Annotated in this window: 32 protein-coding genes; 16 read left to right on the forward strand and 16 right to left on the reverse strand. The window is 62.2% G+C overall.

Going from position 1 to position 25,373, the window contains the following annotated elements:
• Window positions 1-7 precede the first annotated feature (7 nt).
• Entirely contained in the window at window positions 8-1,081 is a 1,074-nt protein-coding gene (locus AAFN84_RS23375; protein WP_347517124.1) for an ABC transporter ATP-binding protein, read from the forward strand.
• A 40-nt stretch (window positions 1,082-1,121) separates the two neighbouring features.
• Here AAFN84_RS23375 and AAFN84_RS23380 read toward each other — a convergent pair whose 3' ends face one another.
• From AAFN84_RS23380 to AAFN84_RS23390, 3 genes are read right to left on the reverse strand one after another with little or no spacing between them, the layout of a single operon-like run.
• Window positions 1,122-2,210 (reverse strand): extracellular solute-binding protein, encoded by a 1,089-nt coding sequence (locus AAFN84_RS23380; protein ID WP_347517125.1) that lies wholly within the window; start codon window positions 2,208-2,210, stop codon window positions 1,122-1,124.
• A 47-nt stretch (window positions 2,211-2,257) separates the two neighbouring features.
• Window positions 2,258-2,917 carry a TetR family transcriptional regulator C-terminal domain-containing protein gene (locus AAFN84_RS23385; RefSeq protein ID WP_347517239.1) on the reverse strand — a complete coding sequence of 220 codons (660 nt, stop codon included), beginning with the start codon at window positions 2,915-2,917 and terminating at the stop codon, window positions 2,258-2,260.
• A 32-nt stretch (window positions 2,918-2,949) separates the two neighbouring features.
• Entirely contained in the window at window positions 2,950-3,759 is an 810-nt protein-coding gene (locus tag AAFN84_RS23390; protein WP_347517126.1) for a methyltransferase domain-containing protein, read from the reverse strand.
• Window positions 3,760-3,942: 183 nt separating this feature from the next.
• Here AAFN84_RS23390 and AAFN84_RS23395 point away from each other — a divergent pair, with 183 nt between their 5' ends.
• The 4 genes from AAFN84_RS23395 to AAFN84_RS23410 are packed head-to-tail and all read left to right on the forward strand — an operon-like array spanning window position 3,943 to window position 8,552.
• Window positions 3,943-5,562 carry an NAD(P)/FAD-dependent oxidoreductase gene (locus AAFN84_RS23395; RefSeq protein WP_347517127.1) on the forward strand — a complete coding sequence of 540 codons (1,620 nt, stop codon included), beginning with the start codon at window positions 3,943-3,945 and terminating at the stop codon, window positions 5,560-5,562.
• Window positions 5,549-7,108 (forward strand): NAD(P)/FAD-dependent oxidoreductase, encoded by a 1,560-nt coding sequence (locus tag AAFN84_RS23400; RefSeq protein ID WP_347517128.1) that lies wholly within the window; start codon window positions 5,549-5,551, stop codon window positions 7,106-7,108. Before AAFN84_RS23395 ends, AAFN84_RS23400 begins: the two co-directional genes overlap by 14 nt.
• Entirely contained in the window at window positions 7,105-8,313 is a 1,209-nt protein-coding gene (locus tag AAFN84_RS23405) for an aminomethyltransferase family protein (RefSeq protein WP_347517129.1), read from the forward strand. Before AAFN84_RS23400 ends, AAFN84_RS23405 begins: the two co-directional genes overlap by 4 nt.
• Window positions 8,313-8,552 (forward strand): hypothetical protein, encoded by a 240-nt coding sequence (locus tag AAFN84_RS23410; RefSeq protein WP_347517130.1) that lies wholly within the window; start codon window positions 8,313-8,315, stop codon window positions 8,550-8,552. Before AAFN84_RS23405 ends, AAFN84_RS23410 begins: the two co-directional genes overlap by 1 nt.
• Before the next feature lie 13 nt (window positions 8,553-8,565).
• Here AAFN84_RS23410 and AAFN84_RS23415 read toward each other — a convergent pair whose 3' ends face one another.
• The 5 genes from AAFN84_RS23415 to AAFN84_RS23435 all read right to left on the reverse strand — a co-directional run bounded on the left by AAFN84_RS23415 (window position 8,566) and on the right by AAFN84_RS23435 (window position 12,071).
• The gene (locus AAFN84_RS23415; protein WP_347517131.1) at window positions 8,566-8,862 is read right to left on the reverse strand and encodes a GNAT family N-acetyltransferase; all 297 of its coding nucleotides are present in this window, start codon (window positions 8,860-8,862) and stop codon (window positions 8,566-8,568) included.
• Entirely contained in the window at window positions 8,859-9,167 is a 309-nt protein-coding gene (locus AAFN84_RS23420; RefSeq protein ID WP_347517132.1) for a GNAT family N-acetyltransferase, read from the reverse strand. The genes AAFN84_RS23415 and AAFN84_RS23420 overlap by 4 nt, the downstream gene beginning before the upstream one ends.
• Before the next feature lie 10 nt (window positions 9,168-9,177).
• Window positions 9,178-9,798 carry an alpha/beta hydrolase gene (locus AAFN84_RS23425; protein WP_347517133.1) on the reverse strand — a complete coding sequence of 207 codons (621 nt, stop codon included), beginning with the start codon at window positions 9,796-9,798 and terminating at the stop codon, window positions 9,178-9,180.
• 4 nt (window positions 9,799-9,802) lie between these two features.
• On the reverse strand, window positions 9,803-10,738 hold the full coding sequence (locus tag AAFN84_RS23430; protein ID WP_347517240.1) for a VOC family protein: 936 nt from the start codon (window positions 10,736-10,738) through the stop codon (window positions 9,803-9,805).
• A gap of 208 nt (window positions 10,739-10,946) precedes the next feature.
• Window positions 10,947-12,071: a PRC-barrel domain-containing protein gene (locus tag AAFN84_RS23435; protein ID WP_347517134.1), complete on the reverse strand. Its 1,125-nt coding sequence runs from the start codon at window positions 12,069-12,071 to the stop codon at window positions 10,947-10,949.
• 246 nt (window positions 12,072-12,317) lie between these two features.
• On the opposite strand from AAFN84_RS23435, the gene AAFN84_RS23440 reads away from it, so the two are divergent.
• Window positions 12,318-13,214, forward strand: coding sequence for a diacylglycerol kinase family protein (locus tag AAFN84_RS23440; protein ID WP_347517135.1), 897 nt, complete (start codon window positions 12,318-12,320; stop codon window positions 13,212-13,214).
• Between the two features lie 10 nt (window positions 13,215-13,224).
• Here AAFN84_RS23440 and AAFN84_RS23445 read toward each other — a convergent pair whose 3' ends face one another.
• The 4 genes from AAFN84_RS23445 to AAFN84_RS23460 all read right to left on the reverse strand — a co-directional run bounded on the left by AAFN84_RS23445 (window position 13,225) and on the right by AAFN84_RS23460 (window position 15,152).
• Window positions 13,225-13,422 carry a hypothetical protein gene (locus AAFN84_RS23445; RefSeq protein ID WP_347517136.1) on the reverse strand — a complete coding sequence of 66 codons (198 nt, stop codon included), beginning with the start codon at window positions 13,420-13,422 and terminating at the stop codon, window positions 13,225-13,227.
• 93 nt (window positions 13,423-13,515) lie between these two features.
• Entirely contained in the window at window positions 13,516-13,950 is a 435-nt protein-coding gene (locus AAFN84_RS23450) for a hypothetical protein (RefSeq protein ID WP_347517138.1), read from the reverse strand.
• A 26-nt stretch (window positions 13,951-13,976) separates the two neighbouring features.
• Entirely contained in the window at window positions 13,977-14,354 is a 378-nt protein-coding gene (locus AAFN84_RS23455) for a hypothetical protein (protein WP_347517139.1), read from the reverse strand.
• 42 nt (window positions 14,355-14,396) lie between these two features.
• Entirely contained in the window at window positions 14,397-15,152 is a 756-nt protein-coding gene (locus AAFN84_RS23460) for a Crp/Fnr family transcriptional regulator (protein ID WP_347517140.1), read from the reverse strand.
• 139 nt (window positions 15,153-15,291) lie between these two features.
• Here AAFN84_RS23460 and AAFN84_RS23465 point away from each other — a divergent pair, with 139 nt between their 5' ends.
• Window positions 15,292-15,684 (forward strand): response regulator, encoded by a 393-nt coding sequence (locus AAFN84_RS23465; protein ID WP_347517141.1) that lies wholly within the window; start codon window positions 15,292-15,294, stop codon window positions 15,682-15,684.
• Window positions 15,685-15,693: 9 nt separating this feature from the next.
• Here the strand turns inward: AAFN84_RS23465 and AAFN84_RS23470 are convergent, their stop codons facing one another.
• Window positions 15,694-16,242: a sigma-70 family RNA polymerase sigma factor gene (locus AAFN84_RS23470; RefSeq protein ID WP_347517142.1), complete on the reverse strand. Its 549-nt coding sequence runs from the start codon at window positions 16,240-16,242 to the stop codon at window positions 15,694-15,696.
• Window position 16,243: 1 nt separating this feature from the next.
• Window positions 16,244-16,453, reverse strand: a complete 210-nt coding sequence (locus AAFN84_RS23475) for a NepR family anti-sigma factor (protein WP_347517143.1) — start codon at window positions 16,451-16,453, stop codon at window positions 16,244-16,246.
• A gap of 213 nt (window positions 16,454-16,666) precedes the next feature.
• Between AAFN84_RS23475 and AAFN84_RS23480 the strand changes: the two genes are divergently transcribed.
• From AAFN84_RS23480 to AAFN84_RS23490, 3 genes are all read left to right on the forward strand, one after another.
• Window positions 16,667-17,461 carry a response regulator gene (locus AAFN84_RS23480; RefSeq protein WP_347517144.1) on the forward strand — a complete coding sequence of 265 codons (795 nt, stop codon included), beginning with the start codon at window positions 16,667-16,669 and terminating at the stop codon, window positions 17,459-17,461.
• A 146-nt stretch (window positions 17,462-17,607) separates the two neighbouring features.
• Window positions 17,608-17,775 carry a DUF1328 domain-containing protein gene (locus AAFN84_RS23485; RefSeq protein ID WP_347517145.1) on the forward strand — a complete coding sequence of 56 codons (168 nt, stop codon included), beginning with the start codon at window positions 17,608-17,610 and terminating at the stop codon, window positions 17,773-17,775.
• 304 nt (window positions 17,776-18,079) lie between these two features.
• On the forward strand, window positions 18,080-19,024 hold the full coding sequence (locus AAFN84_RS23490) for an HWE histidine kinase domain-containing protein (protein WP_347517146.1): 945 nt from the start codon (window positions 18,080-18,082) through the stop codon (window positions 19,022-19,024).
• Between the two features lie 465 nt (window positions 19,025-19,489).
• Here the strand turns inward: AAFN84_RS23490 and AAFN84_RS23495 are convergent, their stop codons facing one another.
• Window positions 19,490-19,639, reverse strand: a complete 150-nt coding sequence (locus AAFN84_RS23495; protein WP_347517147.1) for a histidine kinase — start codon at window positions 19,637-19,639, stop codon at window positions 19,490-19,492.
• A 248-nt stretch (window positions 19,640-19,887) separates the two neighbouring features.
• Here AAFN84_RS23495 and AAFN84_RS23500 point away from each other — a divergent pair, with 248 nt between their 5' ends.
• Genes AAFN84_RS23500 through AAFN84_RS23510 form a run of 3 tightly spaced genes read left to right on the forward strand, consistent with a single transcriptional unit; the run spans window position 19,888 to window position 22,882 of the window.
• Window positions 19,888-20,490: a shikimate kinase gene (locus tag AAFN84_RS23500; protein ID WP_347517148.1), complete on the forward strand. Its 603-nt coding sequence runs from the start codon at window positions 19,888-19,890 to the stop codon at window positions 20,488-20,490.
• The gene (gene aroB / locus AAFN84_RS23505) at window positions 20,487-21,614 is read left to right on the forward strand and encodes a 3-dehydroquinate synthase (protein WP_347517149.1); all 1,128 of its coding nucleotides are present in this window, start codon (window positions 20,487-20,489) and stop codon (window positions 21,612-21,614) included. The genes AAFN84_RS23500 and aroB overlap by 4 nt, the downstream gene beginning before the upstream one ends.
• The gene (locus tag AAFN84_RS23510) at window positions 21,611-22,882 is read left to right on the forward strand and encodes an HlyC/CorC family transporter (protein WP_347517150.1); all 1,272 of its coding nucleotides are present in this window, start codon (window positions 21,611-21,613) and stop codon (window positions 22,880-22,882) included. Before aroB ends, AAFN84_RS23510 begins: the two co-directional genes overlap by 4 nt.
• Window positions 22,883-22,885: 3 nt before the next feature.
• Here the strand turns inward: AAFN84_RS23510 and AAFN84_RS23515 are convergent, their stop codons facing one another.
• Window positions 22,886-23,188 (reverse strand): BolA family protein, encoded by a 303-nt coding sequence (locus AAFN84_RS23515; protein WP_347517151.1) that lies wholly within the window; start codon window positions 23,186-23,188, stop codon window positions 22,886-22,888.
• Between the two features lie 142 nt (window positions 23,189-23,330).
• Here AAFN84_RS23515 and AAFN84_RS23520 point away from each other — a divergent pair, with 142 nt between their 5' ends.
• The 3 genes from AAFN84_RS23520 to AAFN84_RS23530 all read left to right on the forward strand — a co-directional run bounded on the left by AAFN84_RS23520 (window position 23,331) and on the right by AAFN84_RS23530 (window position 25,367).
• Window positions 23,331-23,948 (forward strand): J domain-containing protein, encoded by a 618-nt coding sequence (locus AAFN84_RS23520; protein WP_347517241.1) that lies wholly within the window; start codon window positions 23,331-23,333, stop codon window positions 23,946-23,948.
• 78 nt (window positions 23,949-24,026) lie between these two features.
• A complete protein-coding gene (gene cobS / locus AAFN84_RS23525) occupies window positions 24,027-25,013 on the forward strand; it encodes a cobaltochelatase subunit CobS (protein ID WP_347517152.1) in 987 nt (328 codons plus the stop codon).
• 9 nt (window positions 25,014-25,022) lie between these two features.
• The gene (locus AAFN84_RS23530) at window positions 25,023-25,367 is read left to right on the forward strand and encodes a GFA family protein (RefSeq protein WP_347517153.1); all 345 of its coding nucleotides are present in this window, start codon (window positions 25,023-25,025) and stop codon (window positions 25,365-25,367) included.
• Window positions 25,368-25,373: the final 6 nt, after the last annotated feature.

The following is a 25,373-nucleotide window of genomic DNA, read 5'->3' on the forward strand; positions in this document are numbered from 1 at the left end:
GCGGCCGATGATCGAGATTCGCGGCGTCACGCGCCGCTTTGGCAATTTTGCCGCGCTCGACAACGCATTGCTGAGCGTGCGTGAGGGCGAGTTCTTTTCTCTTCTGGGGCCCTCAGGCTGCGGCAAGACCACGCTGTTGCGCATGATCGCCGGCTTCGACACGCCGACGAGCGGCACGATCCTGATCGATGGCCAGGAGATGGGCGGCACGCCGGCCAACCAGCGTCCGACCAACATGGTGTTCCAGAGCTATGCGATCTTCCCGCATCTGAATGTCGAACAGAATGTCGGATACGGGCTGAAGCGCCTGAAGCTCGGCAAAGTGGAGGAGAGACGGCGGGTGGAGGAAGCGCTGTCGCAGGTGGCGCTTTCGGGGCTGGGCAAGCGAGGCGCCAGTGAACTGTCGGGCGGACAACGCCAGCGCGTGGCCCTTGCGCGGGCGCTGGTCATGCGTCCCAAGGTCCTGCTTCTGGATGAGCCGTTGTCGGCGCTGGACAAGAAGTTGCGCGAACAGATGCAGGTCGAACTGCGGCATCTCCAACAGACGGTCGGCATTACCTTCGTGCTGGTGACGCATGATCAGTACGAAGCGCTGGCGATGTCGGACCGCATCGCTGTGATGTTCGGCGGCCGCATTGCCCAGGTCGATACGCCCAAACACGTCTATCAGCGTCCGGTTAATCGGCAGGTGGCCGATTTCCTCGGCGGCATGAACTTCGTCCGCGCGCCAGTGGTGGAAGAAAGCGGCGGCCAGATCGTCGTCGACACGCCGGGCTTCGGCCGTGTGAGCACGGATCGGCCGATCGCGTTCCAGACTTCAGACGGATCGGCCACGCTGGGCATACGCCCCGAACGGCTGCGGGTGCTGTGGGACGATGAAACGGCCAGCCATGAAGTGGCAGGCACCGTCGTCGACAGGCATTATTTCGGCGAGATCACCCACCTGCTGGTCGACATACCAGGCTTCGAAAGCCCGCTATCGGTGACCGAGACCAACAATTTTGGCGCCGACGACATTCCTGTCGGCGCTCCCATCCGGCTCGCCTATGATCCGGATGCGCTGGTGGCGATGGCGGATTAATGGGGGCGAGACGGCCACCGCCGCCTCGCTCGATTCTCCCTCAGTAGCCGGCCTTGATACGCTCGAATTCCTCGATCAGCTTCGACTTGGTCTCCGGCGGCAGCGGGCTGTTGAACAATGTCTTGTCGACGAAGGCCTCGAGATCGCCATAGCCCGTTGATTCCAGAACTTCCGGATCGATCTTTGCCATGCCGGTGGCATTGGCGTGGCCATAGCCCCAGTCGTTGACGAGGTAGGTGGCGACCTCCGGCGTGAGGATCGCGTTGAGATAGTCGTAGACCTTGTCGGTGTTGCCGGGCGCATCCTTGAGGTGCACATAGCCGCAGACCCAAGTGGACAGCCCTTCGTCTGTGTCGCGCTTCATCGCCGCAGGCACGCCATCGGCCATCAGTGTCGTGGCAGTTTCATTCCAGGCCCAGGCCAGATCGACCTCGCCGCCGGCCATCGCCTGCGAGAGCTCGGTGTTGTCGAGCCAGTAGAGGCGGACATTCTTGTGAACCTCGCGCAGGAAGGCGGAAGCCGCATCCCAGTCGGCGTCGGTCATCTTGGTCCAGTCGGTGTGGCCGGTGGCCAGCGCGGCCAGGGCGTAGGCATCATCGACATTGTCAGGCATCGAGACACGGCCTTGGAATTTCGGGTCGGCGAAGGCCTTGAGGGACTGGATGTCGGCCTCGTCGACCTTGTCCGTGCGGTAGGTAACGAGCGTGTTGCCCCATTCGAAGGGCACGAACCAGGCCGTGCCTTCGCCGTCCGTCATCAGGTTGTTCATCGACTTCAGTCCCGGCAGTATCTCCTCCCAGGCGTCGATGCGCGCGGGATCCAGTGGCTGCAGCAAACCGGCATCGCGCCATTTGACGACGTTTTGCGAGCATGGGTGAGCGAGATCGCTGGTGAACCCGGCGCGCAGCTTCTCGAATGCTTCGTCCTCATCGCCGAAGAAGGAGAACGACGGAGAGTCGCCATGCTTCTTCACATAGTCGGGGTGGAAACCGGGATCTTCGTAACCGGCCCAGTCGAACACGCTCACGTCCTCATCGGCTGCCAGCGCGATGCCGCTCGATCCCGCGGTCAGCGCCGCAGCCAGAGCCATCGTGACCTTCAGGTGTCTGATTCCGTTCTCGTGTCTCATCTGGTCGTCTCCTGTTCTTGTGTTCCCGTTGGTTGACCCCGCGTTCGTCAGGATGACGTGCGCGGGAAGTGGCGTGGAAAGAGGGTGGTGAGCATGGTGCTGGCCGCGGCGTGGGCCTTATCGCGCGTCAGGTCGTCGCCGCGCATCATCAGGCGCAGCCACAATCCTTCAAGCATGGCGTCGAGGGCGAGCGCGGTCTGGCGCGGATCGAGCGGGTAGTCGCCGGCCTCGACCAACGCGGAACACAGCTCGACGACTGTTTCCTGGTACATCTCGTCACGCGACCCGCACAGTGCCTGGTAGGTCGGGCGCGACCTCGCCTCACCCCAGAACGCACACCACGCCGCGAGTTTTCGGCGGCTGCATATGGCGCGGTCGAAATCGGCGGCAACGAGTGCAGCGAGGCGCGCGGACGGCTCCGGCCCGGCCTTGGCAAGAGCTCCCTTCCAATGAGCGGCATATTCCTCGGCCATGTGCTGCAGCGTGGCGACCAGCAGCTTTTCCTTGCTCTCGAAGTGGAAGTTGACGATGCCGCGCGAGAGACCCGCGCCATCGGCTACATCCGCCATGGTCGTTTCGGAATAGCCGCGCTTGGCCAGCGAATCGATTGTCGCCTCGATCAGTTGCAGCCGGCGCGTTTCCTTGGAGGCCTTGCGGCCGCGCTTTTCCGTTTCCGGCGGATGCGTGGCCGCCGCGCCATTCTTCATGATATCGTCGTCCCGTTCCAGTATTGCCAGCCTCATGGCTTGCGTCCGCGCAGATGGGTGGGCCGATGTTCGCCTGAGTCAAGCACCTTCTGCATGGCGCTCCAGGTGTGAATGTTCTTGTCGACATAGGCGGCACCTACGGCATCCGCTACCCGTCCGTACAGAGGGCCCTTCAGCCGTTCGAGCTCTCCGCGCGCGACCTCCCGGTACCAGGCATTGCGATCCTCGGACGCCACCTCGACGAAACCCGCTTCGCGCATCGCGGCGTGATAGGCGGCCGGCGAGCGCATGGAAAAGGACAGACCTTCCGCCTCGACATAGGCTTTCATGTCGCCGGACGGCTCGCCGTCATGCCCGATCATCCAGTCGCTGGCCGCGAACACGCCGCCGCTTTTCAGGACGCGAAAGATTTCTGCAAACAGCGCATGCTTGTCCGGAACATGCAGCATTGAGTCCTTCGAAAAGACGACGTCAAACGCTCCATCGTCAAAGGGAAGCGGGCCGGGCGGCGCCTGCACGAATGTGGCGCGCTGGTCCAGTCCGGCAGTGTGTGCGGCCCGCCTTGCCTGCACGATCACCGGTTCCTCGACGTCGAACCCCGTTACTTGCGCCTGGTGCCTGCGTGCGAGGTGGAGGGCGATGCCGCCCGCCCCGCAACCAAGGTCGAGCACCGACTTTCCCGCAAGATCAAGACCGGCGACAATGCGGTCGACCTCATCAGGCCCGCCGGGCGACAGATAGCCTTCGCCCCAGAGAGCCTCAAGGAAACGTATGGCCGTATCGTCGTATTCCGCTTCATGTGCCGATGCGTCGGCCATGCGGGTGTCCGTCGCTGAATTCATGGCCAAAGCCTAACGCAGGCAGGACAAAACGCAACCGTGTTTGCTGAACATTCATTCAAAATGGCTGGACATCGATGCGAGCGGCATGGCAGGTTTCAGCGCTGATGAGTTTGTTGGATGGTCCTGAAAGCGGAGTGCAGCGAGCCTCGAAGGACGGACGAAACGGGAGGGTGGACGCGAGCGATGAAGACCTACGACGCGATCATCATCGGCGCGGGGCACAACGGGCTCGTCAATGCGTGCTACCTGCAGCGCGCCGGGCTCGACGTGCTGGTGGTGGAAAAGAACGACTGGATCGGCGGGGCGGCGGTGAGCCGCGAACTGACCCCGGGCTTCCTGTATTCCAACTGCTCCTATGTCTGCTCGCTGTTCCGGCCGGAGATCATGCGCGATCTCGAACTGCCGAAATATGGGCTGCAGGTGATCGCCTATGAAGGCGGGGCGGTATTGACCCAGGACGGCGACTATCTGGCGAGCTATCGTGACCATCACGCGCACAGGCGCGAATATGCGCGGTGGTCGGCGCGGGATGCCGAGGCCTATGAGCGCTATGCGCGTGACGTCACGCGGCAGTGCCGTTTCATCCAGCCCTTGCTGATGCGTACCGCGCCGGACCCGATGAGTTTCCGTCCGCGCGACCTGTCCGAACTGGCCTATCTGGGCCGGAAGTTTGCGGGTCTTAGCGCGCCGGAAATGGCGGAGATGCTGCGCTTCTGGACCATGTCGATCTCCGATTTCCTCGACGAGTATTTCGAGACGGACGTGATCAAGGCCTATCTGGCGCTGTCGGGGATCATCGGCACGGCGCTCGGGCCGATGTCGCCGGGCACGGCTTACGTTCTCCTGCATCACTACATGGGCGAGGTCGACGGCTCCGTCGGTGCATGGGGCTATGCGCGCGGCGGCATGGGCGCGGTAACGCAAGCACTGGCAGATTCGTTTCGCGCTTCAGGCGGTACGATCCGCACCGAAGCCGAGGTCGATCGCGTGCTGGTTCGCAATGGCGAGACCAAGGGCGTCGTGCTCGCCGGCGGCGAGGAGGTCCACGGTCGCCTCGTGGTCTCGAACGCTGACGTCAAACGCACGTTTCTCAAGCTGGTCGAGGAGAAGGAACTGCCGGACCCGTTCCTGCGGCGCGTCAGGAACTTCAAGATCCGCGGCTCTTCGGGCAAGGTCAACATCGCACTGGATTCGATGCCCGAATTTCCCGCCCTGCCAAAGGACAGCCCGTGCCTTCGCGGCGATCTCCATTTCACCGACAGCGTCGAGCGGATGGAGCGTGCCTACGATGACTGGAAGGAGGAGCGCTGGTCGGCTGACCCGTTCCTCGACATGGTGATCCCGACCACGCTCGACCCGACCATGGCGCCGCCGGGCAAGCACTTCATGAGCTGCTTCGTGCAGTACTGTCCGCCGAAGGTTGAAGGCCGCGACTGGACCGATGCCGACCGCGATGCGTTCGCCGAGACGGTCATCTCCCAGATCGCCGATTATTCGCCGGGCTTTCGCGACCGCATCGTGCACATGGAGGTGCGGACGCCGCGCGAACTCGAAGCCGAGGTCGGGTTGACGGAAGGCAACATCTTCCAGGGCGAGCTGACCTTCGACCAGCTCCTGTTCAACCGCCCGGTGCCCGGTTATGCGCAATACCGCTCGCCGGTGAAGGGGCTCTACATGTGCGGCTCGTCGACACATCCGGGCGGCGGCGTCATGGGTGCGCCGGGCCGAAACGCCGCGGCTGAAATGCTGCGCGATCTGAAGCGGCCTGCTGGCCACATGAGCGAAGCCCATGACGTCATCTGATGCGATCGTGATCGGTGGCGGGCACAATGGGCTCGTCGCGGCAACGCTGCTGGCCAGATCCGGCCGCAAGGTGGTGTTGCTCGAAGCCGAGGGCGAGGTGGGGGGTGCTGCGCGGACGCACGAATTCCATCCCGGGTTCCGAGTCTCGTCCATCGCCCATATCCTCAATCGCCTGCATCCCGACGTCGTCAAGGCGATGGACCTGCAACGCCACGGCCTGACCTTGGAAGGGCGCGCGATGGCTTCCGTGGCGTTGGGCGACGCCGAGCCGGTGGTGCTGCGCGGCGCCTACGGTGAAATGCTGGACGGGGTTCCCGCCTCGGAAGCGACTGCGTGGAAGGAACTGCGCGCGCAATTGATCCGCTATGCTGGCGTGCTCACGCCATTGCTGGCGCGCCGCCCGCCGGACCTCGCCGGCATGCCGCTCTCGGAGAAGCTTGCGCTCGGCGGCATCGGCCTGTCGCTGCGCCGGCTTGGCCGTGAGGACATGCGCGACTTCCTGCGCATGCTGCTGATGAACGTCAGCGATGTGCTCGACGAACATCTGACGAGCGACGCCCTGCGCGGTTTGGTGGCCTTCGATGCGGTGCTTGGCAGCCACCTCGGCCCTCGCTCCCCAACGTCGCTGGTCGGGCTCTATTACCGGCTGGCCGGCGAAGTGGGCGGGGTTCCCGGCGGTCAGATGCTCCCCCAAGGCGGGATGGGCGGTGTCGTTTCTGCAATGGCGGCTTCGGCCGCCGAGGCCGGTGTCGCAATCCGTACCGGGACGCAGGTGGCGCGTATCCTGGTCGAGAAGGGCAGGTCGGTCGGTGTGGGGCTCGCAAATGGCGAAGAATTGCGGGCGGCGACGATCGTCTCGGCGATCAATCCGCGCACGACCTTCCTGGATCTGGTCGGTTCCCGCGACCTCGACACCGGCATCGTCCGCAAGGTGCAGAACGTCCGCATGAAGGGCAACGTCGCCAAGCTGCATCTGGCGCTCGACAGGGTGCCAGACTTCAGCGGCGTCGCGCCGGAGGACCACAAGGGCCGGCTGGTGATCGCGCCCTCCGCGAGCCATGTCGAGCGTGCCTTCAATCCCGCGAAATATGGCGCGTTCAGTCCGGAGCCGGTGATGGAGATCGTCTTGCCCAGCCTGTCCGATGCTGCACTTGCGCCCGACGGCGCCTGCGTGCTCTCGGCCAATGTCCAGTTCGCGCCCTACGCGCTGAAGGGCGGATGGAACGAGGGCCGGCCTGCCTTCCAGAAGGCGATCATGGCGCAGCTCGAGCGTCATGCGCCTGGTATCGGATCATCGGTGATCGCCAGCGAGCTGCTGACGCCCGCCGACATCGAGACACGGTTTCAGATGCCGGGCGGACACTGGCACCATGGCGAATTGCAGCCCGACCAGATGTTGATGTCGCGTCCGTTCTTCGGCGCCGGTGGTTACGATACGCCGATCGACGGGCTGTTTCTCGCGGGCGCAGGCTCGCATCCCGGCGGCGGCGTGTCGGGCGTGCCGGGTATGAACGCGGCGCGGCGCGTGATGGCGGTGACGCAATGACGGATCGTCGAAAAGCGCAGTCGCATATCGACCAGCTTCGCCTTGAGACGCCGTTTCATCCGCGGCTTCAGGCGCTGGCGCAGCAGAACGACTGGTACGACTGGGCAGGCTACAAGGCACCTGCGTCGCTGTGGGACGAGGAGCTGGAATATTTCGCCATCCGCAGCCAGGCGGCGCTGTTCGACATCTCGCCGATGGTGAAATACCGCATCGAGGGGAGGGACGCAGAGGCCTACTGCAATCGGCTGACGCTTCGCGACGTGGCGAAACTCAGGGTCGGCCGGGTCCACTACACGGCCTGGTGTGACGAAGAGGGCCACGTCCTCGACGACGGGACACTGTTTCGTCTCGCCGGGGATCGTTTCCGGCTGTGTTGCCAGGAGCGGCATTTGCCGTGGCTGCTCGATTCCGCCATTGGCTTCGACGTCGAGATAGCGGAGGAAACCGAGACGCTGGCCGGTCTCGCCGTGCAAGGGCCGACCGCGTTCGCGGTTCTTTGTTCCGCCGGCTTCGAGGGTATCGAGCGCCTCAGGCCGTTCGATATCGCAGACTTCCAGCATGCCGGCGGCGTGGTCACGATCTCGCGGACCGGCTTCACAGGGGACCTCGGCTACGAGCTATTCGTCGACGCAGGCAGCGCGCTGTCGCTTTGGGATCGTCTCATGGATGCAGGCCATCAGCACGGAATTCGCGCCATTGGCTACACCGCGCTGAACCGCGCCCGCATCGAGGCCGGGTTCATCGTCGCCAATGCCGATTTCATCACCGCCGAGCACGCGATTCGCGCTGACCGTGTCCGGATGCCGGACGAGATCGGGCTCGGCTGGATGGTGGATGCGGAGAAGGGGCATTTCAACGGGCGGCGCGCCATACTGGCCGCGCGGTCCGGCGGCACCTTGCAGCATGTGCTGGTCGGGCTGGAGATCGAGGGCAACGTGCCGGCCGAGCACGCTATCGTCTATCACCGCAAGAAGCGTGAAGTCGGGCTGGTCACCGCCGCGATCTGGTCGCCCACCGCCAAGCGCAACGTCGCGATAGCCAGCCTGCAGCGCCCCCACGGCGATACGGTGATCGACGATCTTTGGGTGGAAATCTATGCCTTGCTTGAACTGCAATACGTCAAGCTGATGAAGCGTGCGCGGATCATCGAGCGGCCGTTCGTGAAGCTGGCCAGACGCGGTGCGACGCCTCCGGGAATGAGCTGATGGCGGAAGGCGACGCCGAGTGGCAGGAGCAGTGGACGCTGGTCAACACGCCGCTGGGTGAGGAATGGTCAGGCCGTTCGCGGTATGGCGCGGCGATGTACTTCTACAAGCAAGGTGCCATGAGCGCGGAGGCGCTGGAGGTCTACCGGCTGTGCTCGCGCCTCGACAGCGAAGATCCCCTGCCGATCATCCGCGAACGGAAGGCCGGCAAGGGATGGCTCGAACGGTTCGGTCGCTGAACCGTGGACGGTGCTACTGCATCCAGACGTCGTCCCAGGCCGGGCTCATGCGCTTGAGTTCGTCGGCTACGAACCAGCATGTCGGCGTGATCATGGCGCCTGCGGTGCGGGCGTCCGCGACCAGTCGTTCAACGAGGCGTTCCGCGATGCCTTCGCCCCGCCATGGCACCGGCACGAAGGTGTGGTCGGCGATCCAGTGAGTCTCCGACACCCTGACGAATGTCAGACGCGAATCCTCCTCGCCGGGCATCCTGACGAAATAGCGGCCGCCCTTGGCGGTCTGCTCGAACTCGATCGGATAGTCGGTCATGCGACGGGCTTCTTGCGAAGTACGTCGGCCCATTCGGGATGGCGGCGAAACTGCGCCGCGGCAAAGGGGCACAAGGGGATGACCGTTACGCCCGCCGCGCGCGCATCGTCCACGGCCCGTTCAACGAGCCGCGCCCCGACACCCTGGCCGCGATAGGCGTCCGGCACCTCGGTATGATCGATGATCATCTGATGCTTGCCGACCTTGGTGAAGGTCATCTCAGCTTCCGGGCCGCCCGGCGCGCGCGCGACATAGCGTCCCTTGGTCTCGTTTTCTTCCCGGTCGATCTGCAGTTGGTCCGTCATCGTCATCTCCTCATGCGGCCGGCCGATACGGAGCCAGAAAGGCCCCCGCCGCGGTGAGTTCGCCCTCGCGGATTTCGTGTCCGCCATCGTGCCAGAAAAGCTCGACGTCTGCAGACAGGTCCCGCAGCGCCCGGTCGAGTTCCACGGTCAGCGCCGGCGGACAGATCGGGTCACGCTTGCCCGCCGTGACCAGCACGCGTGTCGACGACAGATCGCCCTCGACATGAGGGGTAAAGGGGATCAGCGGATGCATGAGAACAGCCGCGTCGAAGAGGCTGGGTGCGTGGAAAAGCACCGAGGCAAGAATATTGGCGCCGTTGGAATAGCCGAGGCCGATCACCGTCGATGGCCCCGCCTCCTCGACATGGGCCCGCACGAAATCCGCCATCTTCGCTGTGGCGCGGGAAAGGTCGGCCATGTCGTAGACACCTTCTCCGGTGCGTCGGAAATAGCGTGCCGCGCCGTGTTCCGACACGTCGCCACGCGGGGCGACCACCTTTGCTCCGGGCAGGAGATCGGGGCCCAATCCGAGAAACTGGTTCTCGTCGCCGCCGGTGCCGTGAAAGGCGAAGAGGAGGGGTCCGCCGCGGTTGCCCGCGACGGTCTTGTGGACGTAGCTGTCTGTCGCCATCGGTTCAGCCCTCGATCGGCTGGAGATTGGTTTCGAGCCACGGGCGAAGGTGCTCGTGCTGGGACGGCAGCTTCAGGGCTTCGCCGAGATGCTTGGTGTCCTCGTCGCGGTCAAAACCGGGTTCGTTGGTCGCCACTTCGAACAGTACGCCGCCCGGTGTGCGGAAATAGATCGCCCAGAAATAATCGCGATCGATCACCGGCGTCACCTGATAGCCCGTGTCCAGAAGCGCCTTGCGCACTTCGAGCTGCTTTTCCCGGTTCTCGACCGAGAAGGCGATGTGGTGCACGGAGCCGGCGCCCTGCCGTGCGTTGTTGAGGAGCGGCAGGGTCTCGATGTCGATCACATCCGCGCCATTGCCGCCGCCCTTGACGGCGAAGCGGCGTACGCTGCCGGCCTTGTCGATCTCTTCGTAGTTCATGAACCTGAGCAGTTCCGCCGTCGCACCACCATCCTGCAGCCGCATCGAAACCGAATGGAATCCGCGTATCGCCTCGTCGTCGGCCACCCCGCCATCGGTCCAGGGCGCGCGATCGTCGTCGCGAACCTCGACAAGTGCAAATCCGTCACCGTCGGGACCGGTGAACGAGAGGCGCTTCTGGCCGAACAGCTCGCCGCGCTCGATCCCGCCTACGCCCTGCTCGCCGAGCCGCTGCTGCCAGAAATCCAGCGTTCCCTCCGGCACGGAGAAAACGGTGACGCCGACTTCGCCCGTTCCGGGCCGGCCGCGTGCGGCATTGGGGAACGGGAAATATGTCATCACCGAACCCGGGGTGCCGAACTCATCCCCGTAATAGAGGTGGTAGACGTCGGGAGCGTCGAAGTTGACGGTCTTCTTGACCCGGCGCAGGCCGAGCTTGTGGGTGAAGAAGTCATTGTTCTCGCGGGCGTCCTTCGCCATCGAGGTTACGTGGTGAAGTCCCTTGATCTGATCGAGCATGGTCATGGCCCTTTCCGTTGGCCGCGATTGCGCGGCGTTCGCTGCCATATGTCGTGCTGATCAGGAAAAGGGAAAGATGGCGAGAGCGATAAGGTTCGTTCTCTATTTGTGAACAATCACGCGCTCGTCGTTCATCGGTTGGGCAGACTTAGCTAAGAAAAAGGCCCGCGTCTTGCGACGCGGGCCTATCGATTGCCTCAGGTGAGGCTTATTCGGCAGGAGACATCATCAACTGATCGTCACGGTTCTCAGCGAAGGTTGCCTCATCATACTCGGGCTGCGCCTCGAGCTGCTCTTCGGTGAACTGCGTGTAGAGATAGTTTTCTCCATCTTCGTCGCTCATGAAGGCCAGATTGTCCATGCCCACAGCGACGGGCTTGGCACCGATTCCGAGGAAGCCGCCAACGTCGATGATCACGCCTTCGACAGTCGCGCCATCGCTCGACAGGATCACGTCTTCGATCTCACCGACATTCTCTTCATTGGCGCCATAGACGGTCGTACCGATGAAATCGTCAGCGCTCATGCCGTCGACTGGAGTGTCCGTGAGCGTCGAACGGTCGATCGCGGATGTCTGGGTTTCGTCGGTCGCTGCCGTGTCGTCGGCAGGAGCGGCAGCCATGCTGTCCTCTTCCGCGGCGGCATCGGTCTCGTCAGCCGGAGCTGCAGCCATGTCGTCGCTGGCAGCCGGATCCTCGGCGGGAGCAGCGGCCATGCTGTCTTCTTCAGTCGTGGCAGCTTCGTCGTCAGCCGGAGCGGCAGCCATGGTGTCGTCGGTTTCCGTCATGTCGGATGCCGGTTCGGATGCCGCCATGTCGTCGGTTTCTTCGGCAGCTTCTTCAGCCGCAGCCGTGGATTCAGCGCTGCCGAGATCCTCAGCCGAAGCCGCTTCCGTGTTGCCGACCTCAGCGTCAGCAGGCTGCGGTGAGTAGGCGGCCGTATCGAATTCCGGGAGCGCTTCGAGAGCCTCGCGGTTGGTGCTCACCACCATCCACTGCTCGCCCTCACGCTCGGTCCATTCGACGAGGTCATATTCGAGTGCGACATTCTTCTGGCCGATGCCCAGGAAGCCGCCGACACCGACGACGATCGCCTGCACGTCGCCTTCCGGCGACAGGACGAGGTCGTTGACGCTGCCGATGTTCTCGGCATCGTCGCCGGAGCTGCTGTAAACGGTTTCACCAATGAGGTTGGAGGCAAGATGCCCCTCTGCGTGGACAACCTCGGGGGCAGCCTGTTCAACGGGGGCTGCCGGCGCGGGTGCGGTCTGCGCATAAGCGCCGGAAGCAACGAGAGTCGCAATTGCGGTAGTCGCCAAAAGCTTGCGGATCATGTTAGTCTCTCCTTGTGCATGTTCCTTGCACGGCGGCGCCCTTGGCCAATCTTTTGCAGGGGAGGCCTGGGCGCTGCCTTCACACCCCCACAACGTCGCCACATCGCTCTGGTTCCGATTCCGTGATATTCGCGTGATACTTTCCTACCAGTCGCGTCGTTGTTCGGCCGGCGGAACAAATACATCAAATGTGCGTTCGCGCAGGCTGCCGCCCGCGGCCCTCGACGAGTGACTGGAGCGATCGGCATGCATTTTCACATCATCCTCAATCGCCAGGGCGGAACGCTCCGGACGCTAGACGTCGACGCTTTTGCGGCCAAGTCGAAAGCTACGCTGGAGGAGGCCGGTCACACGGTCTCGACACTGACTGTCGACGGCAAGAAGATCGAAGAGGCGCTCACGCAGGCGGTTGAGGGCCCCGCCGACGTGATCATGGTTGGTGGCGGCGACGGCACCGTTTCTGCGGCGGCAGGCAAGCTGATGAATACGAGCAAGGCGCTTGCCATCCTGCCGGCTGGAACAATGAACCTCTTTGCCCGAAGCCTTGCGATCCCACTGCAACTCGAGACGGCGGTCAATGCATTTGCCGGCGGCGAGATCCGATCCGTCGACCTGGCACGCGCGAACGATCGTGTCTTTGTGCATCAGTTTTCGGTGGGGCTGCACGCCAAACTGATCGAATTGCGGGAAAAGGCCGAGTTCAGGTCGCGCCTCGGAAAGATTTGGGCTTCCGCGCGCGCTGGTCTGAACGCGCTCTTTCGTCCGCCCAATCTGAAGGTGACGTTGGAGATGGACGACGAGATGGTGGAAGTGGCGACCACGGGTGTCGGGATCTCGAACAATCCGTTCGGGGAGGGACACCTTCCCTATGCCGATATGCCGGACAAAGGCGTGCTCGGTGTCTATGTCACGCGTGCGTGGCGCAAGCGCGACATGGCTCTATTTGCGCTGAAAATGGCCATGGGGCAATGGAAGACCAATCCGCATGTCGACATCTATCAATCGAGGAAGGTGACGCTGAAGCTGAAATCAAAGCCAAAGCGTTTCGGCTGCGCGATCGACGGGGAATTATGCGATCTGGACGGCTCGACGCGGATCGAAATCCTTCCAGGCGCGCTCAAGGTACTCGTCGCGCCTGAATAAGATGCGGGGGTCAGTCCTGGGCAGGGATTTCCGCAGGTTGCTCTGTCGGCTCGCCGCCGACGGGGTCTTCCGGTTCAATGGTGCTGCCAAAAATCCCGACACCCCACCATACAACCATCGCCAGAATCAAAGCGCAGACCAGTACGACGAGGACCTGCCAGCCGCTGCGTCCTTGCCGCGCCTTGTTCTTGTCGATTGTCTTTGTCATGGCTTCGTCTCCGGTTCGGGGCAATTTCGATACTGTAAAATGCGTCGAAAGCGCGGGCGGTTCCGCGCTTTCGTTCAAACCACGCATGCGTGATCAATCTGGCAGGGTCGGATCGTGAGGCCTGCGAGCCGTCTGTTCGCGATAGACCGCATAGGCGAGCCCAGCGAGCGCGGGGATTACCAGCATCATCCCGCCGCCGCGGCTGGCGAGAAGAGTTGGAATCAACGCAATAGCTGCAGCTCCCGCGACGGCCTTTGCCTCTGTCTTGCGGCGGCGCGCAACACGCCTCCGCCTGATCCCCGACGCCACACGATAGGCAATCAAGAGGATGACGGCCACAGCGATGAAGCCTCCGCCAAACGCCAGCGCGGCTTCAAGCACGCCGATCTCTTCGGCGGTCGCGACAAATCCCGCGATGATCAGAAACGCGATGCCTGCAACGGCGAGCAGTGCGGCGAAAAGATAGACGATGGCGGCACGCCGCGCCCGACCGATGGCGTCCGACGCTTCGCCGGAAACCAACGACATGACGAGTGTAGCAAGCCCCTGCACGGTTAGCGGCGCGTCAGTAGTGCGAAGAAGAAGCCTACGCCGGCAGCGATCGCAAGTGCGGTAATCGGCTTTTCACGAACCGCTTCGGTGATTTGCTGCTCCATGTCGTCGGCGTTTGATCTCAGCGAATCCATCGCGGCTTCGCCTTTGACCCGCATCTGGGCAGCGCCCTCACTTGCCGCGCGCTTGGCTGCCGATACCGAATGCTCGCCGGTCGCACTCAACTGCGCCGTGAGGCGGCTGATGTCATCCCGGAGCCGGGCGATCTCGGCCTCCAGATCCTCCGGAGTCCTGTCCTTGGCGCCGTTGGTGACCTTGCCGGCCCTGCCGCTGGGTGCTGTTGCCATCATAAAACTCCCTTCATTCATGTCGTCCTTCAACGTGTGATCACAGAGCAGGTTCCTTGGGCTCCGGACATTGGTTCAGATGAACGGTCTGATGGTCTCGGTGCCGCCGTCCCATCGCGAAAGTTCCTTGAGCCCCTCTATGTCGAGAACCTGACAGCCGCGGTCGCGCCAGCGCAGCAGCTTGCGGTCGACGAGGCGCCGGACGGTCTTGTTGGTATGGACAAGCGAAAGGCCGAGCGTGTCGGCGATGTGCTGTTGCGTGATCGGCAGCACCTGCGAAGCGCCGTTGAAGAGCCCGACCGCGTCTCCCCGCTTGACGAGAAACGCGAGGAGGTAGGCAAGTCGCTCCACCGCAGTGCGTCGGCCTACGCTGAGAAGATTCTCGTCGAGCATCGACTCTTCGCGCGCCGTCAGCCAGGTGACGTCATAGGCAAGGTCCGGATGGTCCCTGTAGAGCGACATCAGTTCGCCGCGCTCGAACACGCACAGTGTCATTCCCGAAAGCGCCTCGACGGAATGCTGCATCTCCCCCATCAGGCTGCCCTGCAGGCCGACAAGGTCGCCGGGCATGACGAAGTTGACGATCTGGCGGCGGCCGTCGGGAAGCAGCTTGTAACGGAAGCCCCAGCCGATGAGGACGGTGAACAGATGCGGGTTGCGGGTGCCTTCCGCCAGCACGATAGCACCTTTGTCGACCGTCAGTTCGCCGCGCTTGAATTTCGACATGAAGGCGACCTCCTTGGCCTCCATGTCACGAAACGCATCACGCTTCATCAACGGGCATTGCTCGCAAGGATATTTGCGTTCGGAACTGTTCGAGCGCTGCGCCATTCATGCTCCCCTGCCCACACCGTACTCATGACATCGCGACGAAAAAAACGCTATCTTTCTAACAAGGTTGCGCTGCGTCATATTTAAATGACACCTCACCCATGATTCGGCATAGATTGCGTTTTGGAGGCCTACCCCTTTGAACGCTTCGCCTTTGGACGGATTGCGCGTCCTGCTCATGGAAGACGAATTTCTTATCGCCATGGACGTCGAGCAGTTGTGCCGAGATCACGGTGCCGCCGACGTGACGATTGCACAGACAATTGATGCGCTCGGACCGGACCCGTTTGCCGGCGATCCGTTTCATGTCGCCATTCTCGATGTGAGATTGGCGGGCCACACCACGATCGACTTTGCCCGCCAGTTGGCGGAACGCGGCATTCCGTTCATTTTCGCCACCGGCTATGCCGATGGCAACGGAACATTCGAGGCGCTGCACCAATCCATCGACAGCTTCGAAGTGGTCATCAAGCCGTATGGCAGCGAAGACCTTATGGGTGCGTTGACCCGCGCGATATCCCGCAAGAAATGAACGCGGCCGTCAGGCCGCGTTCGAACCCATAACCTGCGCCGAGATAGCGTCAGGCCCATAGTCGCTTTCGCCCGAAACGTTCAAAAGCTCCTGCAGACGCGTCCGGGCGCGACTGACGCGGCTCTTTATGGTTCCCACCGCGCAATCGCAGATTTCGGCCGCTTCCTCATAGGAAAAGCCCGATGCGCCGATCAGGATGATCGCCTCGCGCTGGTCCTCCGGCAGCGTTTCAAGCGCACCGCGGAAGTCGTTGAGGTCCATAGAGCCCAACTGGCTGGGGTGCACCGCGAGACGGGCGGTGATAAGCCCGTCACTGTCCTGCACCTCGCGTCCGCGCTTGCGCATCTGCGAGTAGAATTCGTTGCGCAGGATCGTGAAAACCCATGCCTTCAAGTTGGTTCCTGGCTGGAACGAAGCCTGCTTGTCCCATGCCTTCACCAGTGTTTCCTGGACGAGATCATCAGCCTTGTCCGCGTTCTGGGCCAGGGACATGGCAAAGGCGCGAAGGCTGGGTATCGCACCGAGCAGATCGTTCTTGAAGATCGAAGGGTCACCCATGTCAATTGCCTTCGTTAGAAGTGGACGACGGGGTCTCGCGATCTTCGAGCTGCTTAAGCAGGTCCGCGAACTTGTCCGGAACGTCCTCCGACACGAGTTCATCATAATATTGTTTGAGCTTGCGGCCAATCTCGGTGTTCACACCAAGTGGCTCGCTGCGGCTCGCGCTTTTTCTCTGACCGCCGGTCGCGGCCTGGGTGTTTGGCTTCATGCTGGTTCTCTTGCCCCCACTGTTCCGCATTTCTCTCATCTCAAAGCGCATATAGTCTCCCGCATGCGCAATTAGAGCGCGTGATCGCAGGGCAAACGCCGGCTTGTAAAAATCGTTCCAACATTTTCGGAACTTTTTTGCCGGTATGCCGTTAAACGGCTTCGAGGGCGCTTTCCGCCCTCGCGCACACGTCTATTGAGGGAGACGCAACACATGAGTTTGTCTACGCGGATCGCGCCGCATCTGCCATTTCTTAGGCGCTTTTCGCGCGCCGTAACCGGTTCACAAAACAGCGGCGATGCACTGGTCGCGGCGACGCTTGAAGCCATCATTGCCGACGTCAGCGTGTTTCCTTCGCTCTCCAGCGATCGCATTTCGCTTTATCGCGTCTACACCAAGCTGTTCACCTCTGTAGGTATCCGCGTGCCGCAGGAAGACAATGGTCCGGCGTGGGAAAGCCGCGCGGTCGCCAATCTTTCCTCACTCGCGCCGTTGCCCCGCCAGGCTTTCCTTCTGGTGGCCGTTGAAGGGTTCACGGAGGCTGAGGCGGCCGAGATTCTCGACGTTGACGAGAGCAGGTTCAATTCGCTGCTGAGCGAAGCCAGCGACGAGATTTCGCGTCAGGTCGCCACCGACGTGCTCATTATCGAAGACGAACCGCTCATCGCCATGGATATCGAGCAGATGGTCGAAAGTCTGGGCCATCGTGTCGTCGGAACGGCCCGCACCCACAAGGAAGCGGTGGCGATGTTCGCCAGCACCAAGCCCAGCATGGTGCTCGCGGATATCCAGCTTGCCGATGGGTCGTCCGGCATTGATGCGGTGAACGAGATTCTCGCCGCCGCTCCCGTGCCGGTGATCTTCATCACAGCGTTCCCCGAGCGGCTGCTGACAGGTGAGCGTCCCGAGCCGGCATTCCTGGTCACCAAGCCTTTCAATCCGGACATGGTCAAGGCTCTGATCAGCCAGGCACTGTTTTTCGATCGTCAGGCTCAAGCGGCAGCCTGAACCAAGATGCGGGTGCATTGATCCAAAAGGGCCGCCAGAAACTGGTGGCCTTTTTCAATTGTGACCGATTTCGTCGAAACGTGGCGAAATAGGGGAACCAAAGTTTTCAATCGACGTTTTCCTGTACCAATTCCAAGGAGATAACCATGCTTTATTGGGCTCTCGTATTCCTGGTGGTTGCGATCATTGCTGGTGCGCTCGGCTTCGGCGGCATCGCGGGCGCATCCGCAGGGATCGCCCAGATTCTGTTCTTCATCTTCCTGGCCTTCCTCGTCATCTCGCTGGTGGTGGGGCTGCTTCGCCGGGCTGGATAATCTGAAACCGTGCTCCGGTGGCGTCTCGCGACGGCATCGGGTTGGCGGAGTTTGCAGCCCCCTCATCTCGAACTCCGCTACCCGCCGGATGATGCAGGGCGAGAGCCGATGCATCATCCGGCGGCGTTGAACGGATAGCCCGTGCACCAGTTTTTGTTCACGTTTCGCGCGTTATACTCCCTCTTCCGGCATGGGGGCCGGAGGGAGGAGCTTGGTACGAAGGGGGGTGGGTAGCATCGACAGGAAAAACCAGGGCGCCGTCCATGGCCATTCCACACGTTCGGACCTCGAGTTCGGACGAGGATTGCTGCGCGCGCTGAGAAATACCGGAATAATTGTATTCTATCAGAGCGCCGACCTGAGCGTGGTTTGGGGGCAGAACATCCCTTCCGCCTGGGGCGGAGACGCCATTGTCGGCCAGACCGACGGCGATTTCCTGCCCGCCACGTCGGTTACGAGAATTGTCGAGCGCAAGAATTCGGTTCTTGCTTCCGGCATTCCCGAGAAGCTCGAATTTCGTGATCACGGCGAAGATGGCGGACGCTGGTACGACATGTGGATCGACGCCGACCTTTCCGACGAGGGCGACATCCTCGGAATCGTGACGACCGTCGTCGAGATCACCGACCGCAAACATCGTGAGCAGACACTGCGCACGCTGCTGCGCGAGGTCAGTCATCGCTCCAAGAATCTGCTTGCGATCATCCAGAGCATTGCCACGCAGACCGGCCGCTATTCGGCGAGTATCGACACGTTTCTCGATCGCTTCCGGGGACGGCTCCAATCGCTTGCATCCTCGCAGGATCTAGTGACCTCCTCCAACTGGCGCGGCGCGATGCTCAGTGAACTCATCGAGGGGCAGATCGCTCGCTTCCGTGGCGAAGCGGATGACGGGGTACGCTTCAAGGGCGTGGACGTTTATCTCAATCCCAATGCAGCCTTGCACATCGGCCTGGCGCTGCATGAGCTGGTGGTGAATTCGATGAGCCACGGTGCATTATCGCGCCCCCACGGACAGGTAACCCTGACAAGCGGGCTCAATGGCGGCCAGGACGAGACCCCGGTTCTGGTGCTGGTGTGGAGTGAACGCACTGACGCGGCCAATATCCAAGACGAAAAGCGGTTTGGAAGTGTGGCACTGGAGCGCGTCGTGCCGATTTCGCTTGATGGTACCGCGAGGTTCGAATTGCATGGCGACCGCCTGGACTACCGTCTGGAAGTGCCGAGCGCGAATTTCGAAGTCGAATAGACAAAAAAAGGCCGGCCTCATGGCCGGCTTTGTAGTAGCATCCTGATGATCGATGATCGGGGTCCATCTCGATCAGACGCTATGACGATGATAGTTGGATCATCGCTCGTTGGTGGCCGCGCCGCACGCTTTGGGGGGCGATTGGGGGTATGCGCACAGCGCGGCACCGATAGAGAAACGGCTCGTTGACCAAATAGTTCCATCCTTCATGAAGTTTTTTGAGGGAACATGATCAGGCCGAGGCGCGTTCATGAGCATCGCCGAGGCAACCGGGAGGAACGATCATGATGTCGCAGATGAATTTGGTGCACAATGCGGCGCGTCTGGCGATGGATCATCGCGCTGCCTCGCCGATGCGGGGAGGGCCTCAGCTTCGTGCGGGACGGGGGGGCTTGTCCAAAGCCCTTGTCGGCATTGCGGCGGTTCTGGCCCTTGCAATAGCAGCAGCGCTGATTTTCTGATCCGTCAGTTCTGAGGGTTGAGGCGCTCAGGTGGAATGCGAACGGTCATCTCGCCCCTGTTGGGCTCGACGAAGATCACGAGCGCGTACATCGCCCCGTAGGCCAGACCGGCCAGTAGTGCCAGCGTGAATACTAGCCTGAATAATGTTGGCATTAAGCCGCCCGCAATCCTGCATGATCTTCGAACCGTGCCGTTATGGGACGGCAGCGGCAGCTTTTCAAGGATGCAACCTCGCCAGCCTCCCGGCTTGACGCGCATGATCTTTTCATGTCGTTACCGCGCAAAGAGGCGGAGAGGGTGGTGTATCCAGAAGCGAGAGAGTTTTCGGCACTAGCCCACGGTTTGCAGCGTTTCGCCGCAGCCGGCTTGGGCAATGCGTGCTGGCGCGGCGGTGCAGCGGCATGAGCGATCAGGGCGCGCCTTGGACCAGGACCGGAATTCGGGAAAGGCTCGGAGAGCGGGTGATCGTTTTCGTCGGGCTTATGGGTGCTGGCAAGACTGCGATCGGGCGCAAGGTTGCACAGGTTCTCGACCTTCCTTTCGTGGATAGCGACCACGAAATCGAAACCGTGTCGCGCATGAGCGTGCCTGAATTGTTCGAGCGCTATGGTGAGCCGGAATTCCGCGCGCTGGAACAGCGCGTGATCGAGCGACTGCTGCGGGAGGGACCGCGCGTGCTTTCTACAGGCGGCGGCGCCTTCATGAATGCGCAGACGCGGGACATGATTGCCGAATCCGGCCTGTCGGTCTGGCTCAAGGCGGATCTCGACCTGCTTATGGAACGCGTCGCTAAACGCGAGAACCGGCCGCTGCTGAAAAACCCTGACCCGCGTGGGGTGATGCGAAAGCTCATGGACGAGAGATACCCTGTCTATGCTCTCGCCGACGTGACCGTCGAGACCCGGGACGCCAGACGTGAGATCATCGCCGATGAAACCGTCCAGGCAATCGACGGCCACCTGGATCGTCTGACCGGCGTAGTGGGAAACGAGGCTTCGTCATGACGGAAAAGAACCAGACGCCGCGCATCGTTCGTGTGGATCTCGCGCAGCGCGGATACGACATTCTGATCGGGTCGGGCCTCGTGGGGCGGGCTGGCTCGGAGATCGCCGGGCGCCTGCCGGGTGTACGCGCTGCGGTCGTCACCGACGCAAATCTGGCGGCCCAGCACGCACCCGCGCTTCTCGCGAGCCTTGATGCCGCCGGAATCGATGCAACGCAGATCGTGGTGGCACCGGGCGAGCGCAGCAAGGGATTCGATACGCTGCAGCAGGTGGTCGACGGTGTCCTGGCCGCACGCCTCGAACGCGGCGATGCCGTCATTGCGCTCGGTGGCGGCGTCGTTGGCGATCTTGCGGGTTTCGTCGCGGGCATCGTGCGGCGTGGCATGAAATTCATCCAGATGCCGACGTCGCTGCTGGCTCAGGTGGATTCGTCCGTCGGCGGGAAGACCGGCATCAACACCGCGCACGGCAAGAACCTGGTTGGCGTTTTCCAGCAGCCGTCGGTGGTGCTCGCCGACGTTGACGTTCTCGATACGCTGCCGCAGCGCGAATTCCGTGCCGGCTATGCCGAAGTGGTGAAATACGGGTTGATCGACCGGCCGGATTTCTTCCAATGGCTGGAGGCGAATTGGCGGGACGTCTTTTCCGGCGGGTTCGCGCGCACCCATGCGATTGCCGAATCCTGCCAGGCGAAGGCTGACATGGTCGTGCGCGACGAGTTCGAGGCCGGCGACAGGGCGCTGCTCAATCTCGGGCATACGTTCGGCCACGCACTGGAAGCGGCAACGGAATATGACAGTGCTCGGCTGGTGCACGGCGAAGGCGTGGCGATCGGCATGGCGCTGGCCCACCGGTTTTCCAGCCGGCAGAACCTTGCCAGTCCCGACGACGCGGTGCGCGTCGAGGCGCACCTGCGCGAAGTCGGCCTGCCGACATCGATGCGCCAGATCCCTGGCGAAATCCCTGGCGCCGAGCGCCTGCTCGACTATATCGCGCAGGACAAGAAGGTCTCGCGCGGCGCGCTGACTTTCATTCTGACGCACGGCATCGGGCGGGCCTTCGTCGCTCGCGACGTGCCGTCTTCCGAGGTTCTTGCCTTCTTGAAGGAGACACTGGGCGAATGACGACGGAGATGTGGCTGACGCTCGGCGCGATCATCGTGCTGCTGGGGTTCTCATTCCTTTTTTCGGGATCAGAGACCGGGATGACGGCCGCGTCGCGGGCGCGGCTCCATTCGCTGGCGGCGGGAGGCAGCGTGCGTGCGCGGCTCGTCGAGAACCTGATCGAACGCAAGGACCGGCTGATCGGCGCGCTGCTGATCGGCAACAATCTCGTCAACATTCTCGCATCTGCTCTCGCCACGAGCTTGCTGCTCGACATCTTCGGCCAAAGCGGCGTGGTGTATGCGACCATCGCGATGACCATCGTCATCGTCATCTTTTCCGAAATCCTGCCCAAGTCGTGGGCGTTGGCCCGGCCGGAGCCATTCGCGCTGTTCGTCGCGCCATTCGTGCGCGTGGTGGTGTTTCTCTTCGGCGCCTTGTCGGGTGTCGCCAACTGGATCGTGCGGCTGTTCCTGTCACTGTTCGGGCTCAAGCTCGACAGCGACGCCTCCATGCTGTCCGCGCATGAGGAACTGCGCGGAACTGTCGCCGTGCTTCATCGCGAGGGCGGCGTGATCAAGCAGGACCGCGACCGCATGGGCGGCGTCCTCGACCTGCACGAACTGGAAGTTTCCGACGTGATGGTGCACCGGACCAACATGCGGATGGTCAATGCCGACGAGCCGCCGGACGCGATCGCGCGCGCGGTGCTCGCGAGCCCCCACACACGCCTGCCATTGTGGCGGGGCACGACTGAAAACATCGTCGGGCTGCTGCACTCGAAGGATCTGCTGCGCGCGCTGGATGAGGTCGGCTTCGATTTCACCAAGATCGACATCATGAAGGTCGCGTCCAAGCCCTGGTTCGTACCGGATACAACGACGCTGCAGGACCAGCTCAACGCATTCCTGCGCCGCAAGGCCCATTTCGCGATGGTGGTCGACGAATATGGCGAGGTTGAAGGCCTCGTGACGCTCGAGGACATCATCGAGGAAATCGTCGGTGAGATCGCCGACGAGCACGACGTCGACGTTCAGGGTGTCAAGCAGGAGGCCGACGGCTCCGTCGTCGTCGACGGTACGGTGCCGATCCGCGACCTCAATCGCGCGCTTGACTGGAACCTGCCGGACGAGGAGGCGACGACCATCGCCGGCCTCGTCATTCACGAGACCCAGTCGATACCGGAGGCGCGCCAGTCGTTCAGCTTCCACGGCAAGCGGTTCACGGTGATGCGGCGCGACAAGAACCGGATCACGAAAATCCGGATCAGGCCGGCGGAAGACGTGTAGGCGTTACCAGCGCGTCGTCTCGCCGGGCGCCGAAGCCTCGATGGCGAGAGCATGGACGCCTGCGGCAAGTTCGTCGGCCAGCAGCGTGTTGACGGCGCGATGGCGTTCCAGCCTGCTCTTGCCCGAAAATTCCTTCGCCACGATGCGGACACGGAAATGGGTTTCACCACTGCCGTCGAAGGTCTCGTGATGGCCCGACTCCGCATGATGGTGGCCGGCATGGAGGTGGCTTTCGTTGAGAACGGCAAGGCGCTCGGGCGAAAATGCCGAGGTAAGCTTGCGTTCTATCGTCGTTTGGATGGACAAGGCTGGCTCCGTTCACCATATCAGGGATGCACCGGTCTGGCGGGCATGATTCATGCCGTTGGGCGATGATCCATCAAATGTCAATTCTTGTATCGCACTGCGAAGAGCCCATAATCCGTTGGCTGCTTCGCGCCAGGAACGCATGAAACCCTATTCGAAATATTTCGATAAGATCAAAGTCCGCCCCGATCGTCAGGCCGAGGCGAACGTGCACGCGCCGGTGTGCCAGTGGGATGGCTGCAACGAAGCGGGCACCCATCGCGCTCCTGTTGGGCGTATGCGCGAAGGGGAGTATTTTCGGTTCTGCTTCGATCACGTCCGCGAATACAACAAGGGTTTCAACTATTTCTCGGGGGTCGCCGACAGCGACATCGCGCGCTTTCAGAAAGAGGCGCTGACCGGTCACCGCCCGACCTGGAAGATGGGCGCCAACGGGCATTCGACCTCCTCACCCAACATGGCGCAGAAGCGTTCGGGCAATGCCGGCTACTACAACCGCATGCGCGATCCGTTCAACGTCTTCAACGATGCCCGCGACGCCCCAAAGCCGAGGGAGCGCAAGCTGAAGATGCTTGAGGCCAAGGCACTGGAAACGCTTGGTCTTGGTGCAAAGGCGACTGGCGCAGACATAAAGGCGCGCTATAAGGAACTCGTGAAGCGTCACCATCCGGATGCGAATGGCGGCGACAGAGGTTCGGAAGACCGTTTCCGCGATGTGCTGCAAGCCTACCGTGTGCTCAAACAGGCAGGTTTGTGTTAAGCGCGTCGTCTGCTAAATACGGCCCCCGAATATGACAGCAACACCGGCGGGAGCTCTGCTTCCGCACGTGGAGGCATGATGAACAAGGTCGACCGCGACATCGCCAACCTTCCCGACACGACCGTTCCGGTGAAGGATACTTTCGGTTTCGAATCCTCGATGGTCGTGCCGGCCTATTCGGCAGCTACCGAACATGTGCCGGATATCGATCCCGATTATCTTTTCGACAGGCAGACGACGCTCGCGATCCTGTCCGGCTTTGCCTACAATCGACGGGTGATGGTGTCGGGCTACCACGGCACCGGCAAGTCCACGCATATCGAGCAGGTTGCCGCACGGCTTAACTGGCCCTGTGTGCGCATCAATCTCGACAGCCATGTCAGCCGCATCGACCTCGTCGGCAAGGATGCGATCGTCGTGCGCGAGGGCATGCAGGTCACCGAGTTCCGCGACGGCATACTGCCCTGGGCCTACCAGCACAACGTCGCGCTGGTATTCGACGAATACGATGCCGGGCGCCCCGACGTGATGTTCGTGATCCAGCGCGTGCTCGAAGCATCGGGTCGCCTGACGCTGCTCGACCAGAGCCGTGTCATCCGTCCGCACCCGGCTTTCCGCCTGTTTGCCACGGCCAATACCGTGGGGCTTGGCGACACGACGGGTCTCTACCATGGTACCCAGCAGATCAACCAGGCCCAGATGGACCGCTGGTCGATCGTCACGACGCTCAACTACCTGCCGCACGACAATGAAGTCGAGATCGTGCTGGCCAAGGCGAAGCACTTCCGCAACGAGAAGGGCGCCGCAATCGTCAACAAGATGGTGCGGGTGGCCGACATGACCCGCTCGGCGTTCATCAACGGCGATCTTTCGACCGTCATGAGCCCGCGTACCGTGATTACCTGGGCCGAGAATGCCGAGATCTTCAACGATGTCGGCTTCGCTTTCCGTCTGACCTTCCTCAACAAGTGCGACGAACTCGAGCGCGCGGTGGTCGCGGAGTTCTATCAGCGCGCGTTCGGCGAGGAACTGCCGGAGTCGGCGGCGAATGTGGTGCTGGGCTAGGAGACATCGATGCATAGCGGAAGCTGCCATTGCGGCGAGGTTCGGTTCCAGGTCGAGGTCGACTTGGCCAATCCGATCACCTGCAACTGCTCCTATTGCCAGCGGCGGGGAAGTATTCTCGCCTTTACCCCGGCGCAGAATTTCGAACTGGAAGCGGGCGACGGTTCGCTCAGCGAATACCGGTTCAACACCAACAAGATCCAGCACCTGTTCTGCTCGACCTGCGGCATGGAGTCATTTGCCCGCGGTGCAATGCCTGACGGAACGGAAATGGTGGCCGTCAACGTGCGCTGTCTCGAGGATGTGAATATCGCGGCCCTGACACCGACCCAACATGACGGTCGCTCGAGCTGAGCATTA

This window comes from Mesorhizobium sp. CAU 1741, from assembly GCF_039839275.1.
Taxonomy (GTDB): domain Bacteria; phylum Pseudomonadota; class Alphaproteobacteria; order Rhizobiales; family Rhizobiaceae; genus Aerobium.

Bases quoted from the DNA above. Each gene is read 5' to 3' on its own strand.
- AAFN84_RS23375 (WP_347517124.1), top strand. From the start codon at position 8: ATGATCGAGATTCGCGGCGTCACGCGCCGCTTTGGCAATTTTGCCGCG.
- AAFN84_RS23380 (WP_347517125.1), bottom strand. From the start codon at position 2,210: ATGAGACACGAGAACGGAATCAGACACCTGAAGGTCACGATGGCTCTG.
- AAFN84_RS23385 (WP_347517239.1), bottom strand. From the start codon at position 2,917: ATGAAGAATGGCGCGGCGGCCACGCATCCGCCGGAAACGGAAAAGCGC.
- AAFN84_RS23390 (WP_347517126.1), bottom strand. From the start codon at position 3,759: ATGAATTCAGCGACGGACACCCGCATGGCCGACGCATCGGCACATGAA.
- AAFN84_RS23395 (WP_347517127.1), top strand. From the start codon at position 3,943: ATGAAGACCTACGACGCGATCATCATCGGCGCGGGGCACAACGGGCTC.
- AAFN84_RS23400 (WP_347517128.1), top strand. From the start codon at position 5,549: ATGACGTCATCTGATGCGATCGTGATCGGTGGCGGGCACAATGGGCTC.
- AAFN84_RS23405 (WP_347517129.1), top strand. From the start codon at position 7,105: ATGACGGATCGTCGAAAAGCGCAGTCGCATATCGACCAGCTTCGCCTT.
- AAFN84_RS23410 (WP_347517130.1), top strand. From the start codon at position 8,313: ATGGCGGAAGGCGACGCCGAGTGGCAGGAGCAGTGGACGCTGGTCAAC.
- AAFN84_RS23415 (WP_347517131.1), bottom strand. From the start codon at position 8,862: ATGACCGACTATCCGATCGAGTTCGAGCAGACCGCCAAGGGCGGCCGC.
- AAFN84_RS23420 (WP_347517132.1), bottom strand. From the start codon at position 9,167: ATGACGGACCAACTGCAGATCGACCGGGAAGAAAACGAGACCAAGGGA.
- AAFN84_RS23425 (WP_347517133.1), bottom strand. From the start codon at position 9,798: ATGGCGACAGACAGCTACGTCCACAAGACCGTCGCGGGCAACCGCGGC.
- AAFN84_RS23430 (WP_347517240.1), bottom strand. From the start codon at position 10,738: ATGCTCGATCAGATCAAGGGACTTCACCACGTAACCTCGATGGCGAAG.
- AAFN84_RS23435 (WP_347517134.1), bottom strand. From the start codon at position 12,071: ATGATCCGCAAGCTTTTGGCGACTACCGCAATTGCGACTCTCGTTGCT.
- AAFN84_RS23440 (WP_347517135.1), top strand. From the start codon at position 12,318: ATGCATTTTCACATCATCCTCAATCGCCAGGGCGGAACGCTCCGGACG.
- AAFN84_RS23445 (WP_347517136.1), bottom strand. From the start codon at position 13,422: ATGACAAAGACAATCGACAAGAACAAGGCGCGGCAAGGACGCAGCGGC.
- AAFN84_RS23450 (WP_347517138.1), bottom strand. From the start codon at position 13,950: ATGTCGTTGGTTTCCGGCGAAGCGTCGGACGCCATCGGTCGGGCGCGG.
- AAFN84_RS23460 (WP_347517140.1), bottom strand. From the start codon at position 15,152: ATGGCGCAGCGCTCGAACAGTTCCGAACGCAAATATCCTTGCGAGCAA.
- AAFN84_RS23470 (WP_347517142.1), bottom strand. From the start codon at position 16,242: ATGGGTGACCCTTCGATCTTCAAGAACGATCTGCTCGGTGCGATACCC.
- AAFN84_RS23475 (WP_347517143.1), bottom strand. From the start codon at position 16,453: ATGAAGCCAAACACCCAGGCCGCGACCGGCGGTCAGAGAAAAAGCGCG.
- AAFN84_RS23480 (WP_347517144.1), top strand. From the start codon at position 16,667: ATGAGTTTGTCTACGCGGATCGCGCCGCATCTGCCATTTCTTAGGCGC.
- AAFN84_RS23485 (WP_347517145.1), top strand. From the start codon at position 17,608: ATGCTTTATTGGGCTCTCGTATTCCTGGTGGTTGCGATCATTGCTGGT.
- AAFN84_RS23495 (WP_347517147.1), bottom strand. From the start codon at position 19,639: ATGCCAACATTATTCAGGCTAGTATTCACGCTGGCACTACTGGCCGGT.
- AAFN84_RS23500 (WP_347517148.1), top strand. From the start codon at position 19,888: ATGAGCGATCAGGGCGCGCCTTGGACCAGGACCGGAATTCGGGAAAGG.
- aroB (WP_347517149.1), top strand. From the start codon at position 20,487: ATGACGGAAAAGAACCAGACGCCGCGCATCGTTCGTGTGGATCTCGCG.
- AAFN84_RS23510 (WP_347517150.1), top strand. From the start codon at position 21,611: ATGACGACGGAGATGTGGCTGACGCTCGGCGCGATCATCGTGCTGCTG.
- AAFN84_RS23520 (WP_347517241.1), top strand. From the start codon at position 23,331: ATGAAACCCTATTCGAAATATTTCGATAAGATCAAAGTCCGCCCCGAT.
- cobS (WP_347517152.1), top strand. From the start codon at position 24,027: ATGAACAAGGTCGACCGCGACATCGCCAACCTTCCCGACACGACCGTT.
- AAFN84_RS23530 (WP_347517153.1), top strand. From the start codon at position 25,023: ATGCATAGCGGAAGCTGCCATTGCGGCGAGGTTCGGTTCCAGGTCGAG.